This is a genomic window from Kitasatospora sp. NRRL B-11411, assembly GCF_000721345.1.
Classification (GTDB): Bacteria; Actinomycetota; Actinomycetes; order Streptomycetales; family Streptomycetaceae; genus Kitasatospora; species Kitasatospora cineracea.
Genome location: NZ_JOGH01000003.1, coordinates 69635 through 84674 on the forward strand (window position 1 = coordinate 69635; position 15040 = coordinate 84674).

Genomic DNA, 15040 nt, shown 5'->3' on the forward strand with positions numbered 1-15040 from the left:
CATTTCGCCCTCAGTGCGACCTTTCGAGCATAAGTGACGCGCCGGTACGGCGGGCGGTTTCCGGTCCCCGCCCGGGAAAAGCCCGGGACCCCGCACCGCCGGGCGGCGGTGCGGGGTCCCGAGGAAGGCGGTGCTACCGGCGTCAGTCGCCCGAGCCGGGGGTGTTCTTGGCGATCTGCATCAGGAACTCGGCGTTCGACTTGGTCTGCTTCATCTTGTCCAACAGCAGCTCGATCGCCTGCTGCGAGTCGAGCGCGTGCAGGACCCGGCGGAGCTTCCAGGTGATGGCCAGCTCCTCGTGGCCGAGCAGGATCTCCTCCTTGCGGGTGCCGGAGGCGTCCACGTCGACGGAGGGGAAGATGCGCTTGTCGGAGAGCTTCCGGTCGAGCTTGAGCTCCATGTTGCCGGTGCCCTTGAACTCCTCGAAGATCACCTCGTCCATCCGCGAGCCGGTGTCGACCAGCGCGGTGGCGAGGATGGTCAGCGAGCCGCCGTTCTCGATGTTGCGCGCGGCGCCGAAGAACTTCTTCGGCGGGTACAGCGCGGTCGAGTCGACACCACCGGACAGGATGCGGCCGGAGGCGGGCGCGGCCAGGTTGTAGGCGCGGCCCAGGCGGGTGATGGAGTCGAGCAGGATCACCACGTCGTGGCCCAGCTCCACCAGGCGCTTGGCGCGCTCGATGGCGAGCTCGGCGACGGTGGTGTGGTCCTCGGCCGGGCGGTCGAAGGTCGAGGAGATGACCTCGCCCTTCACCGACCGCTGCATGTCGGTGACCTCTTCCGGACGCTCGTCGACCAGGACGACCATCAGGTGGCACTCGGGGTTGTTGTGGGTGATCGCGTTGGCGATCGCCTGCATGATCATGGTCTTGCCGGTCTTCGGCGGGGCCACGATCAGACCGCGCTGGCCCTTGCCGATCGGCGACACCAGGTCGATGATCCGGGTGGTCAGCACGCCCGGGTCGGTCTCCAGGCGCAGCCGCTCCTGCGGGTACAGCGGGGTCAGCTTGCCGAACTCGGGGCGGCCGCGGCCGCTGTCCGGGTCCATGCCGTTGACGGAGTCCAGCCGCACCATGGCGTTGAACTTCTCGCGGCGCTCGCCGTCCTTGGGCTGGCGGACCGCGCCGGTGATGGCGTCGCCCTTGCGCAGGCCGTGCTTGCGGACCTGGGCCAGCGAGACGTAGACGTCGTTCTGGCCGGGCAGGTAGCCCGAGGTCCGGACGAAGGCGTAGTTGTCGAGGATGTCCAGGATGCCCGCGACGGGGATCAGGACGTCGTCGTCGCTCAGCGGGACCTCGGGGCCGGTGGTGCCCTCGAAGCCCTCGCGGCGACGGCCCCGGCGGTCGCGGTAGCGGCCGCGGCGGCCGCGCCGGCCGTCGCCGAACTCGTCGTCGTCGTAGCCGCCCTGCTGCTGGTGGGCGTTGCCGCCGCCCTGCTGCTGGGTGCCGCCCTGCTGCTGGTTCTGCTGCTGGTTCTGCTGCTGGCGGCCCTGGCCGCCGTCCTGCTGGCGGTCGGTGCGGTCGCGCTCGCGGCGGTTGCGGCGGTCCCGGCGGGACTCGCGGACCTCGTTGTCGCCCTCGGCCGCGGGGGCCTCGGTGCGCTCGGTGCGCTCGCCGCGCTCGCGGCGGTCCCGGCGCTCGCGGCGCTCGGGACGGCCCTCGCCCTCGGCGGCGGCCGGGCGCTGCGCCTCGGTCCTGGCCTCGGCGGGGGCCTGCTCGGCGGTGGCGGTGGCGGTGCCGGCCTCGGCGGTCGGGGCGCCGGCCGCGGCGGTGGCCCGGCGGCGCGGGCGCTCGGCCCGGGCGGTGGCGGCCGCGGTCTCGGCGGCGGCCTGCACCGGGATCTCGATCTGCGCCTGCGGCTGCGGCTCGGTGGCGGCAGCGGCGGCACGGGTGCGGCGGGCCGCCCGGGCCGGAGCCGCTGCTTCGGCCTGCTCCTCGACCGGGGCGGCCGGAGCGGCCTCGGCGGCGGCGGGCGCGGCGGCCTTGGCGGCCTTCTTGGCGGCCGGAGCGGTGGCGCCGGAGGCGCCGGCGAGCAGCGGGTCCCCGCCGCTCTTCTCCTTGATGGCCTCGATCAGCTGGCTCTTGCGCAGCCGTCCGGTACCGCTGATCCCGAGGGACGAGGCGAGCTTCTGGAGCTCGGCCAGCACCAGGCCGTCCAGGCCGGCGGCAGCGGTACGGCGGCGCCGCGCCGGAGCCGCAGGGGCGGCTGCGTCCGACGCCTCGGCGTCCGGGCGCGCGCCCATCAGATCGGTGGTGTCGCTCACTAAGGGTCCTTCCCTGGAGCGGACGTCGGCCTGTCTGGCACGGCGACCGGTTGTGCTGTCCTGCCCAGCGTCTCTTTGCGCCGGCCAGGGGCTGGATTCCCGCGGAAGGCTGGTCCTTCCGGGGAGCTGCGAAGTGCGGTGCACTGTGGTGCGAAGCGGCGCGGACGGCCGGTTCTGGTGCCGACCTCGCTGCGCCTGTTGATGCCCGGGCCCCCGCCGCGCGGCGGCAGTGCGGGCCCCGCCCGGCCGAGCCTCAGTCAGGAGGCTGGGGGTGGGAGTCCGGTGCCGTCACGGCTTCGGGATGGGCCCCACTTGCGCAGGCAGGCTGCGTACGCGGTGTGGCGAGCTCCCGGAGAATCGTGCTCCCGAGCTTCCGGCCCCCGTGCGGACGGGGGAACGGGATCGGGATGCGTCGCACCGGCGCCCGGAGGGCATCTGGTGCAGCAATGAGGTTAACACTACCTACCCCCTGACACATTCCCCAGCCCTTTGGTTGTCAATCGTGTCCGTCTCACATGTCGAGCGGCAGGACGGTGGCGCCGGCGCGGTCCAGCTCCAGCCGGTGCGCCGCGAACTGCGCCCCCGCGAAGTTGAGCACCTTGCCGGCACCGGCCTCGTCGGTGAGGGCGAGCACGGTCGGTCCGGCACCCGAGATGACGGCGGGGACGCCCTCGGCGCGCAGGGCGGCGACCAGGGCCGCGCTGTCCGGCATCGCGGAGGCCCGGTAGTCCTGGTGCAGGCGGTCCTCGGTGGCGGTGAGCAGCAGCTCCGGGCGGCGGGTGAGCGCCTCGACCAGCAGGGCGGCGCGGCCCGCGTTGAGCGCGGCGTCGGAGAGCGGGACGGTCTTGGGGAGCAGGCCGCGCGCGGTCTCGGTGAGCACCTCGGTGGACGGGATGAACACGACCGGCACGACCCGGTCGGAGGGGTCCAGGGTGATGGTGCGGGCGCCGTCGTCCTCGGTCCAGGCGACGGTGAAGTTGCCGCGCAGGCAGGCCGCGACGTTGTCCGGGTGGCCCTCCAGCTCGGAGGCGAGGGCGAGCAGCGCGTCGTCGCCGAGCGCGGAGGCGCCGCCGATGGTGACGGCGCGGGCGGCGACGATGCCGGCGCAGATCGCGGCGGACGAGGAGCCCAGGCCGCGGCCGTGCGGTATCCGGTTGGCGCAGACCACTTCGAGGCCGCGGGGCTGGCCGCCGAGCCGGTCGAAGGCGGCGCGCATCGAGCGGACCACCAGGTGGCGCTCGTCGCGGGCCAGGTTCTCGGCGCCCTCGCCGGCGATGTCCACGGCCAGGCCGGAGTCGGAGACCCGGACCACCACGTCGTCGTAGAGCCCCAGGGCGAGGCCGAAGGCGTCGAAGCCGGGGCCGAGGTTGGCGCTGGTCGCGGGGACGCGGACCCGGACGGCGGCGGCGCGGAACGCGGGACCGGCCATGCGGTGGACACACTCCTGAAAGGTGGGGGGATCCAGGCCCGGGCGATCCGGACGACGGGGCCTGCGATGGTACGTGGCGGCGGGGTGCCGAAGGGGGCGCGCAGCATGGCGCGGCCCGCGGGGTCAAGCGTATCGAAGAGAGGTTCCGGAGCGGTACACCCCGCCCGGCTCGGATCTTCCGTGTTGCCGCAACCAGCGGAAAAGCACCGGTGGGTTGACCGGAAAGCGGCGGCGAGCGGTCCGCTCCGTGGGGGCGGGCCGCTCGCCGGGTCGACGCTCGGTCGGGCGGGTCAGTCGAGCAGGCCGAGGCGGCGGGCGGCCGTCTCCGGGTCGATCGGGACGATCTGCGGCTGCGGGGCGCCGGCCACCGCCCAGTCCGGGTCCTTGAGGCCGTTGCCGGTGACGGTGCAGACGATCCGCTGGCCGGGGTCGACCAGGCCGGCCTCGGCCTTGGCGAGCAGGCCGGCCACCGAGGCGGCCGAGGCGGGCTCGACGAAGACGCCCTCCTGGGAGGCCAACAGCCGGTAGGCGGACAGGATCTGGCGGTCCGTCACCTTGTCGATGAGGCCGCCGGAGTCGTCCCGGGCGGCGAGCGCGTAGTCCCAGGAGGCGGGGTTGCCGATCCGGATCGCGGTGGCGATGGTCTGCGGCTTGAGCACCGGGGCGCCGTCCACGATGGGGGCCGAGCCGGACGCCTGGAAGCCCCACATGCGGGGGGTGCGGGTGGCGAGGCCGTCCGCCGCGTACTCGCGGTAGCCCTTCCAGTAGGCGGTGATGTTGCCCGCGTTGCCGACCGGCAGGACGTGGATGTCGGGGGCGTCGCCGAGCATGTCGACGATCTCGAAGGCGGCGGTCTTCTGGCCCTCGATGCGCACCGGGTTGACCGAGTTGACCAGGGCGACCGGGTACTTCTCGGAGAGCTCGCGGGCCAGCGTCAGGCAGTCGTCGAAGTTGCCGTCGACCTGCAGGATCTTGGCGCCGTGCACCAGCGCCTGGCCCATCTTGCCGAGGGCGATCTTGCCCTGCGGGACGAGCACGGCGGAGACCATGCCGGCCCGCACCGCGTAGGCGGCGGCGGAGGCGGAGGTGTTGCCGGTGGACGCGCAGATGACGGCCTGGGCGCCGTCCTCCTTGGCCTTGGAGATGGCCATGGTCATCCCGCGGTCCTTGAAGGAGCCGGTCGGGTTGGCGCCCTCGACCTTGAGGTAGACGTCGCAGCCGGTGCGCTCGGAGAGCACCTGGGCGGGGACGAGCGGCGTGCCGCCCTCCAGCAGGGTCACCACGGGGGTGGAGGCGGAGACCGGGAGGCGGTCGCGGTACTCCTCGATGAGGCCGCGCCACTGGTGGGTGTGGCTGCCTCGGGCGGTGCTTTCGGCAATGGCGTTCATACCGGTTTTCCTATTCCCCTTCGACCCGCATGATGCTGGCCACGTCGCGCACGCTGTCCAGTGCGCGGAGCTTGTCGACCGTCGCCGACAGGGCGGCGTCGGTGGCGCGGTGGGTGACCACGACGAGCGCGGCGTCGCCGTCGCGGCCCTGCTGGCGCACGGTGTCGATGGAGACGCCGTGCTCGGCGAAGACCGAGGCGACCTGGGCGAGCACGCCCGCGCGGTCGTCCACGTCCAGGCTGACGTGGTAGCGGGTGACCACCTCGTCCATCGGCTTGGCGGGCAGCGCGGCGTACACCGAGTCGCCGGGGCCGGTGGAGCCGTTCAGCTTGTTGCGGCAGACCGCGACCAGGTCGCCGAGGACCGCGGAGGCGGTCGGCGAGCCGCCCGCGCCGGGGCCGTAGAACATCAGCCGGCCGGCCGCCTCGGCCTCCACGAAGACCGCGTTGTACGCCTCGCGGACGGAGGCCAGCGGGTGGCTGAGCGGGATCATCGCCGGGTGCACCCGGGCGGTGACCGAGGCGCCGTCGGCGGCCCGCTCGCAGATCGCCAGCAGCTTGACCACGCAGCCCATCTGCTTGGCGGAGGCGATGTCGGCGGCGGTGACCTCGGTGATGCCCTCGCGGTAGACGTCCGCGGCGGTGACCTTGGTGTGGAAGGCGATCCCGGCCAGGATGGCGGCCTTGGCGGCGGCGTCGAAGCCCTCCACGTCGGCGGTCGGGTCGGCCTCGGCGTAGCCGAGCGCGGTGGCCTCCTCCAGCGCCTCGGAGTACCCGGCGCCGGTGGAGTCCATCTTGTCGAGGATGAAGTTGGTGGTGCCGTTGACGATGCCCAGCACCCGGTTCACCTTGTCGCCGGCCAGCGACTCGCGCAGCGGGCGCAGCAGCGGGATCGCCCCGGCGACGGCGGCCTCGTAGTAGAGGTCGACGCCGGCCGCGGCGGCCTTCTCGTGCAGTTCGGCGCCGTCCTTGGCGAGCAGCGCCTTGTTGGCGGAGACCACCGAGGCGCCGCCCTCGAAGGCTTTCAGGATCAGCGATTTGGACGGCTCGATGCCGCCCACCACCTCGACCACCACGTCGATGTCGCCGCGGCCGACCAGGGCCTCGGCGTCGGTGGTGAGCAGGTGCTCGGGCACCCCGGGGCGGGGGCGCCCGGCCCGGCGGACCGCGATGCCGGCGAGCTCGACCGGGGCGCCGATGCGCGCGGCGAGGTCGTCGGCCGTCGTCGTCATGATGCGCGCCACCTCGGAGCCCACCACACCACAGCCCAGCAACGCCACCTTCAGCGGGCGCGTACGCATCATCCGACTCCGCTCTGCATTCTTCGGTCCCCGTCGGGGTGTTCCGTCGCCCCCGGGGGCTTGCCTGTTTCCCACCAGTCTCCGGGACTTTCCGCACGGATCTACGGCTGGTCCACGTTCTGAGACGAAAATTTCGTCAGCCGATATCGAGCCGCAGGAGATCCTCCTCCGTCTCGCGGCGGACGATCACCCGGGCCGCGCCGTCCGCGACGGCCAGCACGGGGGGCTTGAGGGCGTGGTTGTAGTTGCTCGCCATCGAGCGGCAGTAGGCGCCGGTCGCGGGCACCGCGATCAGGTCGCCGGGGGCCAGGTCGGCGGGCAGGAAGGCGTCCTTGACCACGATGTCGCCGGACTCGCAGTGCTTGCCGACCACCCGGGCCAGCATCGGCTCGGCCTCGCTGGTGCGGGAGACCAGCGCCACCGAGTACTCGGCGTCGTACAGCGCGGTGCGGATGTTGTCGGACATGCCGCCGTCCACGCTGACGTAGGTGCGCAGGCCCTCCAGCGGCTTGACGGTGCCGACCTCGTAGAGGGTGAACGCGGTCGGGCCGACGATCGCCCGGCCCGGCTCGACCGAGATCCGAGGGGCCGTCAACTCGGCGGCGGCGCACTCGCGTCGGACGATCTCGCGGAGCGAGGCGGCGATCTCGGCGGGCTCGCGCGGGTCGTCGTCGGCGGTGTAGGCGATGCCCAGGCCGCCGCCCAGGTCGATCTCCGGCAGCTCGACGCCGTGCTCGTCGCGGACCTCGGCGAGCAGGCCGACCACCCGGCGGGCGGCGACCTCGAAGCCGGCGAAGTCGAAGATCTGCGAGCCGATGTGCGAGTGGATGCCGCGCAGTTCCAGGGCCGGCTCGGCCAGCACCCGGCGGACCGCCTCGGCGGCCAGGCCCCCGGAGAGCGAGAGGCCGAACTTCTGGTCCTCGTGCGCGGTGGCGATGAACTCGTGGGTGTGCGCCTCGACGCCGACGGTGATCCGGATCAGCACCGGCTGCCGGACGCCCTGGGCGTCGGCGATCCGGGCCAGCCGCTCGATCTCCTGGAAGGAGTCGACCACGATGTGCCCGACCCCGGCCTTCACCGCCTGCTCCAGCTCCGGCACCGACTTGTTGTTGCCGTGCAGCGCGATCCGCTCCCCCGGCATGCCGGCCGCCAGCGCCACGTGCAGCTCGCCCGAGGAGCAGACGTCGACGTTCAGGCCCTCCTCGTGCAGCCAGCGCACCACGGCCTTGGACAGGAACGCCTTGCCCGCGTAGTACACGTCGGCGCTCTCGCCGAAGGCGTCCCGCCAGGCCCGGGCCCGGGCCCGGAAGTCGGCCTCGTCCAGCACGTAGGCGGGGGTGCCGAACTCGGCGGCCAGGGTGCGCACGTCGACGCCGCCGACGGTGGCGACGCCCTCGGCGTTCCGGGCCACGGTGCGCGACCAGACCTTGGGGTCGAGCGCGTTGAGGTCGGCCGGCGGGGCCTGGTAGTGGCCCTCGGGCAGCACGTCGCCGTGGCGGGGGCCTGCGGGGTGGGCGGAGCGGCTCATCTGATGAAACTTCCTCGACCTATGGCGAGGGGCGGCCACCGGTCTCCGTCGACCGGTCGCCGCCCCCTGCTGTGCTGCGCTTCGGGGGTGTGGTGCTTACATCCGCTCGGGCGCCGAGACGCCGAGCAGGCCGAGGCCGTTGGCCAGCGTCGTCCGCGTCGCGTCGGCCAGCCAGAGGCGGGCGTGCGTGAGGTCGGTGACCTCCTCGTCGCCCTTCGGCAGGATCTGGCAGTTGTCGTAGAACCGGTGGTAGGCGCGGGCCAGTTCCTCCAGGTACGTGGCCACGTGGTGCGGCTCGCGCAGCTCGCCGGCCTTGGCCAGCACCCGCGGGAACTCGCCGAGCTGGCCGAGCAGGTCGTTCTCCCACTCGCTGCTCAGCAGCTCCGGTTTGAAGTCCGCGCTGCGGGTGATGCCCTTCTCCACCGCGTTGCGCTGCACCGAGCACATCCGGGCGTGCGCGTACTGCACGTAGTAGACCGGGTTCTCCCGGGAGGTGCTGGTCACCAGGTCGATGTCGATGGTGATGGTGGAGTCGGTGGACTGCCGCACCAGCATGTAGCGGGCGGCGTCCACGCCGATCCAGTCGATCACGTCGTCGATCGTGATGATGTTGCCCGCGCGCTTGGAGAGCCGGACCTCCTTGCCGTCGCGCAGCATCTTCACGAACTGGCCGATCATCACCTCGATGTTGCGGTCCATGTCGTCGCCGGCGCAGGCCGCGATGGCCTTGAGGCGGTTGACGTAGCCGTGGTGGTCGGCGCCGAGCATGTAGACCGAGACCTCCGCGCCGCGGTCCCGCTTGCTCAGGTAGTAGGCGGCGTCGGCGGCGAAGTAGGTGGTCTCGCCGTCGGCCTTGATCAGGACGCGGTCCTTGTCGTCGCCGAAGTCGGTGGTGCGCAGCCAGATCGCACCCTCCCGGTCGAAGACGTGGCCCTGCTCGCGCAGCCGCTCGATGGCCTTCTCGACGGCGCCGGAGTCGTGCAGGGTCTGCTCGGAGAACCAGGTGTCGAAGTGCACCCCGAACTCGGCCATCGAGCGCTGGATCTCGGCGACCATCAGTTTGAGGCCCTCGGTGCGGAACGCCTGGAGCTGCTCGTCCTCGGGCAGGTCGAGCACGCCGGGCAGGCCGTCGGTGACGGCCTTGGCGATGTCGGAGATGTACTCGCCGACGTAGCCGTCCTCGGGGACGGGCTGCCCGTTGGCGGCGGCCTTCAGCGACTTGGCGAACTTGGTGATCTGCACGCCGGCGTCGTTCAGGTAGTACTCGGTGGACACCTCGGCGCCGGTCGCCTTGAGCACCCGGGCCAGCGAGTCGCCGACGGCGGCCCAGCGGACGCCGCCGATGTGGATCGGGCCGGTCGGGTTCGCCGAGACGAACTCCAGGTTGATCTTCAGGCCCTTGAGCGCCTCGTTGCGGCCGTACGCCTCGCCCGCCTCGACGATGGTGCGCGCCAGCCCGCCCTGGGTGGCGGCGTCCAGCGTGATGTTCAGGAAGCCCGGCCCGGCGATGTCGACCTTCGCCACGCCGGTGATCTCTCGCAGGCGCCCGGCCAGGATCTCCGCGACGGCTCGCGGCGGCTTGCCGGCCGGCTTCGCGAGCTGGAGGGCCACGTTGGTGGCGTAGTCGCCGTGGTCCCTGTTCTTGGGCCGCTCGACCGTCACGTGCGCGGGCACGTCGACGGTCAGCTCGTCCGCCTCGACGGCGGCGCTGACGGCGGCCTGGACTGCCTGGGAGAGTTCTGCGGGTGTCACGGTGCCAAGCCTAGGCGAGACGGGGTACCGGGCCGCCACTCGGTTTGTCCGCCGCGGGCCGCGTCGCGCCGTCCGGCGTGCTTCGTGTCGTCGGACGTCCCCGCTGGCGGGCACATCTCACGGGTGGGGCTCGTCCGGCCGGACGAGTTCCTGCGGCTGTTCGCCCAGGGCTGAATCCCGGGAGGTTTGCCCGACCGCCGGCGGCTGGCCCCCGAAGTCGTAGGCGAACCGGCGCCCGCCCGCCGCCGACACCCGCAGCCGCCGCACCAGCGCGACCAGCTCCGCCGGGTCGAAGGGCTTCGCCAGGTAGCCGTCCACCCCCACCGACTCGCCGCGCTCCAGGTCGGCCGGCGTGCAGGCGCTCACGATCGCTATCGGCAGGTGCGCGGTCTCCCGCGCCGCGCGCAGCCGGGCCGCCGTCCGCAGACCGTCCAGCCGGGGCATCACCACGTCCAGCGTGACCACGTCCGGGGCGACCCGGCCGACCACCTCCAGGCACTCGGCACCGTCGGCGGCGGTCACCACCTCGAAGCCCTCCAGCTCCAGGTTGACCCTGATCAGTTGGCGGATCACCTCGCTGTCGTCCACCACGAGGACCCGCCCCGACGTCGCCGCCACCTCACCGAGGGTAGCCGCGCCCCGTCCCGCTGTCCGGCCTTTCGGCTACTTGCCGGTCACCTGCTGACGGGGCGTCGGGGCGGCACCGCGCCGGGCCGCGGAAACCCGTGCACGGAGCACGGAGTTTCCCTGGTAGTGTTTTCCCCGTCAGGCCGGGCAGCACCGCGAGGTCAGCCCAGGCCCCCGTAGCTCAGGGGATAGAGCACCGCCCTCCGGAGGCGGGTGCGTAGGTTCGAATCCTACCGGGGGCACTTCGCTTCGAAGTGCAACAGAGGCCCAGGTCAGTGGAGTTGCTCCACGGATCTGGGCCTTCGTCGTTCCCGGGAGCACCGGGCCGAAACCGCTTCCTCCGGCCGCGGGCCGGTCGCTACTGTTCGCCCCACGACTTTCCTTGGGGGTGGCGCGATGACCAGGACGGAACCCGTCCCGAACCTGCCGGACGACCGGCTGTGCTGGCTGGCGGTCCGGGACCAGGTGGGGCGGCGGGCGGCCCGGCCGGGGGCGTTCGGGTGGCTGACGGCGCTGTTCGCGGCCCGGGGCGGCCGGGCCGGGCGGCAGGCGGCCGGGCTGGCGGGCGACCTGCGGCGCGACCGGACGTCGGGGCGGCTGCACGAGTACGCCTTCGCCGTGGACGGTGCGGCCGAGACGCTCACCGCCGAGGAGCGGGCGCACCTGCGGGCCACCGGCGAGGTGCCGGAGCGGTTCCTGGCCGAGGTCGAGCGGCGGGTCGCCGAGCGGCGCGCGAAGCGCTGAACTCCCGGGCCGGGCAAGGGTTCCGGCGGGGGCGGGGGGCCGGGGTGTGGCAGGGTACCGGGGTGATGATCTCTGCTGAGCAGGTCCGATTCGTGTCCGGGGCGTCCGCGCCGATCCTGTTGCTGGGCGGCGCCCCGGTGCACGGGGCGCTGCCGGTGCTGCGGGTCGCGGACGGGGCGGTGCCCGGACTGGACGGCTGGTCGGTGTTCGCCAGCCTCACCATGTGCGTGCTGGACGGGCCCGGCGACGCCGGCTGCCTCTTCCCCACCCTGGGCGGCTCGTTCGCCGCCGACGGCGTGGCCGGCTGGTGCGCCGAGGTCGAGCGGGCCGGCGGCGCGCTGGTGGTCTCGCTGCCCGATCCGGCCGCGCTGGCCGGGCCGCTCGACTGGACCGCGCTGCTCGACGGGGGCTCGCACGGCGGGTTCGCCCCGGCCGTCGCCGCCTGACGGTCCGTCAGCGCTTGGCGTTGCGGCGGTGCTCGCCGCTCAGCACCAGGGCCGGGGTGCCCTGGTCGTAGGCGCCGCAGGCGGTCGTCGACCAGGGCGACCACTGGCGGGGCACCGCGAAGTACGGCACCAGCACCGGCCCCTTGCGGCCCGGTGCGGCCTTCGCCGGCAGCAGGGCGGGCAGCACGTCCGGCGTCTGGCCGGCCAGGATCGCGGTCCGGCAGGAGCGGCAGGTGGGGCGGCGCTCGGCGGCGGCCTCCCGGGGCGTCAGGTGCCGGCGCTGCCGGGCCTTGCGGCCCCGGCCGGGGGCGAGAACGATGTCGGCGGGCCCGTGCAGCGGGTTCCAGTAGCAGCGGACCTGCAGCGGCCCGGGGCGCTTCCCGGCGTGCAGCAGGTGGGCGGCGGCGAGCCGTTCGACGGCCTGCTCGGCCATGACGACGGCCGCCGCCAGGTCCGGCAGGTCGGTGTCCTCGTCCCCGGCGTGGTCGAGCAGCCGGCCGGCCGCCTCGTACGCCTCCAGGGCCCACTGGTAGGCCACCCGGGCGGCCGACTCCTCGCTCTGCAGGTGCAGTTCGGCGGCCCGGAAGACCGCCCCGGCCGCGGTGACCCGCTCGGCGGCGACCCCGCGCAGGTGCTCCCGCAGCGCCTCCCACTCCCCCAGCACCAGCGCCTGGCGGGCCCGTGCCTCGCGCCGGGTGGGCGGCGCGGCGGGATCCGCCGGGACCGAACCCGCGACCTTGAGAAACCACCAGCGCCGGAACACCGCGCCTCCCCCGTGCCTGTGCGTCGAGTCCCCATTGTGGACCTCCGGACGGGGCGGCGGGCAGGGGGGCGGGGCCGGTTCAGCCCGCCGCGGCCAGGAGTTCGGCGACGGTGTGGTCGAAGGCGGCGCTGTAGGAGGTGTCGTCGCTGTCCCCGCCCTGCTGGTAGCCGCCGATGACGCCGATGACCTGGCCGGTGGCGGTGTCGACGAAGGGGCCGCCGCTGGTGCCGCCGGGGAAGGACGGGCAGTCGATCCGGCGCTGGTAGGTGTCCTGGCGGCTGGTGGTGTTGGTGCAGAGGACCGGCAGTTCGCTCCCGGCGGGGTAGCCGTAGAGCCGGGCCTCGGCGGTCCAGGAGGCGGCGGTGCCGAGCGGGTTGCCGCCGAGGGCGTCCTCGATCTGCTGCCCGTCGTTCGGGGCGACGGCGAGGACGGCGAAGTCCTCGTCGGGGTCGCCGCCGTTGCGCCAGCCGTCCGCGGTGTAGACCTTGGTGACCCGCCAACTGCCGTACGGGGCCCGGCCGTCGCGGTAGCCGGGGACGAAGGTGGTGCCGGCCGCGCCGGACAGGCAGTGCGCGGCGGTGAGGATCAGGTTGCGGCCGGGGCTGTCGATGACGCTGGCGGTGCAGAAGTGGTTGCCGGGGCCGGTCGGTCCGGCGAAGAGGGCGCCGACCCGGCGGGACTCGGCGTTGTCGGGGGCGGTGGCGGTGGTGCCGGGGACGGCGTCGGGCGGCGCGCTGGGCGGGGCCTGCAGGGTGGGGGCGGTGACGGGGTCGTCCTGCCGCACCGCGGCGGGGGCGGACGCCGGCGCCGAGGTCGGGGTGGGGGCCGCCGTCGGGCTCGGGGTGGGCGAAGGCGTCGGCGAAGGCGTCGGCGTGGGCGTGGCGGGGGCGGCCAGGGCCACCGGGCGGGTGCGGGGCCGTCCGGGGTCGCGGAGTTGGACGGTGAGCACTCCGGCGGTCGCTATCGCGCCGACCACGCCGACGGCGAGGACCGAGGTGAGGGCGGCCGACCGCAGCGGGCGGTGTCCGTCCTGGCTGGTGTTGCGTCCCATCCGCTGCCCCGTTCCGGCCGGTCCTGGTCGTGGCGGTGCCCACGGCGCGGATCCGACGCGGGCACGTGTCGATCGGTTGCCCGATCGGCTCCCCAATATCCGTCGTGGAGCTGGGAAAGCCGTCATGACTGCCTGGGAGGCTCGTGAGATTTCCGACGGCGTCGAGCAGCGTCCCACGGCCGGGGGCGGGTGTCCGGGTCCGACACCCGCGGGGCGGGTGTCGGACTCCGGTGCGGGGCGGGGCCGTCAGACCGCGGCGCGGGCCTCGGCGGCGGCGTCCTCGCCCCGGGCCTCGCCGGGGGCCGGGCGGTGGTTGATCATCAGGAAGGCGACCAGGGCGGCGCCCAGCAGGATGGCCATGGCGACGGTGGTGGCGACGGCGTAGCCGTGCACCGCGCCCTGGGCCTGGACCAGCGGGTCGGTGGGGTTGCGGGCGGCCAGGTAGGTGGCGGTGGCGCTGGCGGCGATGGTGTTGAGCAGCGCGGTGCCGATCGAACCGCCGACCTGCTGGGCGCTGTTGATGATGGCGGAGGCGGCGCCGGTCTCCTGCGGGGGGACGTTCAGGGTGGCCAGGCTCATGGTGGGCATGAAGACCAGGCCCATGCCGAAGCCGAGCAGCAGTTCGGCGGGCAGCACCATCGTGGCGTAGGGGCTGTCGACCTTGATCTGGGTGAGCCAGGCCATGCCGGCCGCGCCGAGCAGCAGGCCGGGGACGACCAGGTTGCGGGTGGGGATCCGGGTCATCAGCCGGGAGGCGATGCCGGCCGCGCTGATCACGATGGCGGCGGTCATCGGCAGGAAGGAGACGCCGGCCTTGATCGGCGAGTAGCCCTTGATCACCTGGAGGTAGTAGGTGAGGAAGAGGAACAGGCCGAACATGCCGATCACGGCGAGTCCGACCGAGAGCGCGCCGCCGGCCCGGTTGCGGTTGCCGATCAGGTGCATCGGCAGCAGGGCGTGCTCGGTGCGCCGTTCGACCAGCGCGAAGACCGCGAGCAGGGCGACGCCGGCGCACAGCGCGGTGAGCACCACCCAGTCGTCCCAGCCGCGGGAGACCGCCTCGGAGGTGCCGTACACGATGGCCAGCAGGCCGCCGCAGCCGAGCACCGCGCCGGGCAGGTCGAGCCGGACCCGGCGGGCGCGGTCGACGTGGTCGCGGACCAGCAGGTAGTACGCGCCGATGCCGGTGACGACCGCGATCGGGATGTTGACGTACAGGCACCAGCGCCAGGACAGGTACTCGGTGAGCAGTCCGCCGGTGATCAGGCCGATCGCGGCGCCGCCGCCGGCCAGGGCGCCGAAGATGCCGAAGGCGGTGGCGCGTTCGCGCGGGTCGCGGAAGGTGACGGAGAGCAGGGAGAGCGCGGACGGGGCGAGCAGCGCGCCGAAGGCGCCCTGCAGGGCGCGGGCGGCGAAGAGCATGCCGCCGGTGGTGGCGAAGCCGCCGAGGCCGGAGGCGAGGGCGAAGCCGAGCAGTCCGACCAGGAAGGTCCGTTTGCGGCCGAAGAGGTCGCCGATGCGGCCGCCGAGCAGCAGGAGTCCGCCGAAGGCCAGCGTGTAGGCGGTGATCACCCACTGGCGGTTGGCGTCGGAGATGTCGAGCGCCTTCTGCGCGGAGGGCAGGGCGATGTTCACGATCGTCGCGTCGAGGACGATCATCAGCTGGGCGATGGCGATGACCGCCAGGGCCCACCAGCGGCGCGGATCCGCCGCGGGGGTGTCGGGGGCTTGCTGGGGGGTCACCGTGAG

General features: G+C 73.7%; 12 protein-coding genes and 1 tRNA gene. 3 read left to right on the plus strand and 10 right to left on the minus strand.

Annotation, left to right across the window (positions count from 1 at the left end; all coding sequences use genetic code 11):
- Positions 1-142: 142 nt before the first annotated feature.
- From rho to IH44_RS40510, 7 genes are all read right to left on the minus strand, one after another.
- Positions 143-2263: a transcription termination factor Rho gene (rho, locus tag IH44_RS0102740; RefSeq protein ID WP_030457734.1), complete on the minus strand. Its 2121-nt coding sequence runs from the start codon at positions 2261-2263 to the stop codon at positions 143-145.
- Positions 2264-2774: 511 nt separating this feature from the next.
- Complete coding sequence (gene thrB, locus IH44_RS0102745; protein ID WP_030457735.1) at positions 2775-3692, minus strand: homoserine kinase; 918 nt, start codon at positions 3690-3692, stop codon at positions 2775-2777.
- A gap of 290 nt (positions 3693-3982) precedes the next feature.
- Positions 3983-5080, minus strand: a complete 1098-nt coding sequence (thrC, locus tag IH44_RS0102750) for a threonine synthase (protein WP_051816477.1) — start codon at positions 5078-5080, stop codon at positions 3983-3985.
- A 10-nt stretch (positions 5081-5090) separates the two neighbouring features.
- Positions 5091-6383 carry a homoserine dehydrogenase gene (locus IH44_RS0102755; protein WP_030457737.1) on the minus strand — a complete coding sequence of 431 codons (1293 nt, stop codon included), beginning with the start codon at positions 6381-6383 and terminating at the stop codon, positions 5091-5093.
- A 133-nt stretch (positions 6384-6516) separates the two neighbouring features.
- Positions 6517-7908, minus strand: a complete 1392-nt coding sequence (gene lysA, locus IH44_RS0102760) for a diaminopimelate decarboxylase (protein WP_030457738.1) — start codon at positions 7906-7908, stop codon at positions 6517-6519.
- Positions 7909-8004: 96 nt separating this feature from the next.
- A complete protein-coding gene (gene argS, locus IH44_RS0102765) occupies positions 8005-9660 on the minus strand; it encodes an arginine--tRNA ligase (protein ID WP_030457739.1) in 1656 nt (551 codons plus the stop codon).
- Positions 9661-9777: 117 nt separating this feature from the next.
- Complete coding sequence (locus IH44_RS40510) at positions 9778-10278, minus strand: response regulator (protein ID WP_051816478.1); 501 nt, start codon at positions 10276-10278, stop codon at positions 9778-9780.
- A 179-nt stretch (positions 10279-10457) separates the two neighbouring features.
- Here IH44_RS40510 and IH44_RS0102775 point away from each other — a divergent pair.
- The 3 genes from IH44_RS0102775 (at position 10458) to IH44_RS0102785 (ending at position 11477) form a co-directional block, all read left to right on the plus strand.
- Positions 10458-10529: transfer RNA gene (locus IH44_RS0102775), tRNA-Arg, on the plus strand.
- 154 nt (positions 10530-10683) lie between these two features.
- Complete coding sequence (locus IH44_RS0102780; protein WP_030457741.1) at positions 10684-11031, plus strand: hypothetical protein; 348 nt, start codon at positions 10684-10686, stop codon at positions 11029-11031.
- Positions 11032-11096: 65 nt separating this feature from the next.
- Positions 11097-11477: a hypothetical protein gene (locus IH44_RS0102785; protein ID WP_227480354.1), complete on the plus strand. Its 381-nt coding sequence runs from the start codon at positions 11097-11099 to the stop codon at positions 11475-11477.
- Positions 11478-11484: 7 nt separating this feature from the next.
- On the opposite strand, the gene IH44_RS0102790 is transcribed toward IH44_RS0102785, so the two are convergent.
- The 3 genes from IH44_RS0102790 to IH44_RS0102800 all read right to left on the minus strand — a co-directional run bounded on the left by IH44_RS0102790 (position 11485) and on the right by IH44_RS0102800 (position 15034).
- Positions 11485-12240, minus strand: coding sequence for a hypothetical protein (locus tag IH44_RS0102790; RefSeq protein WP_030457743.1), 756 nt, complete (start codon positions 12238-12240; stop codon positions 11485-11487).
- Between the two features lie 79 nt (positions 12241-12319).
- Positions 12320-13291: a serine protease gene (locus IH44_RS42345; protein ID WP_051816480.1), complete on the minus strand. Its 972-nt coding sequence runs from the start codon at positions 13289-13291 to the stop codon at positions 12320-12322.
- Between the two features lie 246 nt (positions 13292-13537).
- Positions 13538-15034, minus strand: coding sequence for an MFS transporter (locus IH44_RS0102800; protein ID WP_051816481.1), 1497 nt, complete (start codon positions 15032-15034; stop codon positions 13538-13540).
- Positions 15035-15040: the final 6 nt, after the last annotated feature.

What these genes read in the sequence shown, in the direction of transcription:
- IH44_RS0102780 (WP_030457741.1), top strand. Translation starts at nt 10,684, where the DNA reads ATGACCAGGACGGAACCCGTCCCGAACCTGCCGGACGACCGGCTGTGC.
- IH44_RS42345 (WP_051816480.1), bottom strand. Translation starts at nt 13,291, where the DNA reads ATGGGACGCAACACCAGCCAGGACGGACACCGCCCGCTGCGGTCGGCC.
- lysA (WP_030457738.1), bottom strand. Translation starts at nt 7,908, where the DNA reads ATGAGCCGCTCCGCCCACCCCGCAGGCCCCCGCCACGGCGACGTGCTG.
- IH44_RS0102785 (WP_227480354.1), top strand. Translation starts at nt 11,097, where the DNA reads ATGATCTCTGCTGAGCAGGTCCGATTCGTGTCCGGGGCGTCCGCGCCG.
- thrC (WP_051816477.1), bottom strand. Translation starts at nt 5,080, where the DNA reads ATGAACGCCATTGCCGAAAGCACCGCCCGAGGCAGCCACACCCACCAG.
- IH44_RS0102755 (WP_030457737.1), bottom strand. Translation starts at nt 6,383, where the DNA reads ATGATGCGTACGCGCCCGCTGAAGGTGGCGTTGCTGGGCTGTGGTGTG.
- thrB (WP_030457735.1), bottom strand. Translation starts at nt 3,692, where the DNA reads ATGGCCGGTCCCGCGTTCCGCGCCGCCGCCGTCCGGGTCCGCGTCCCC.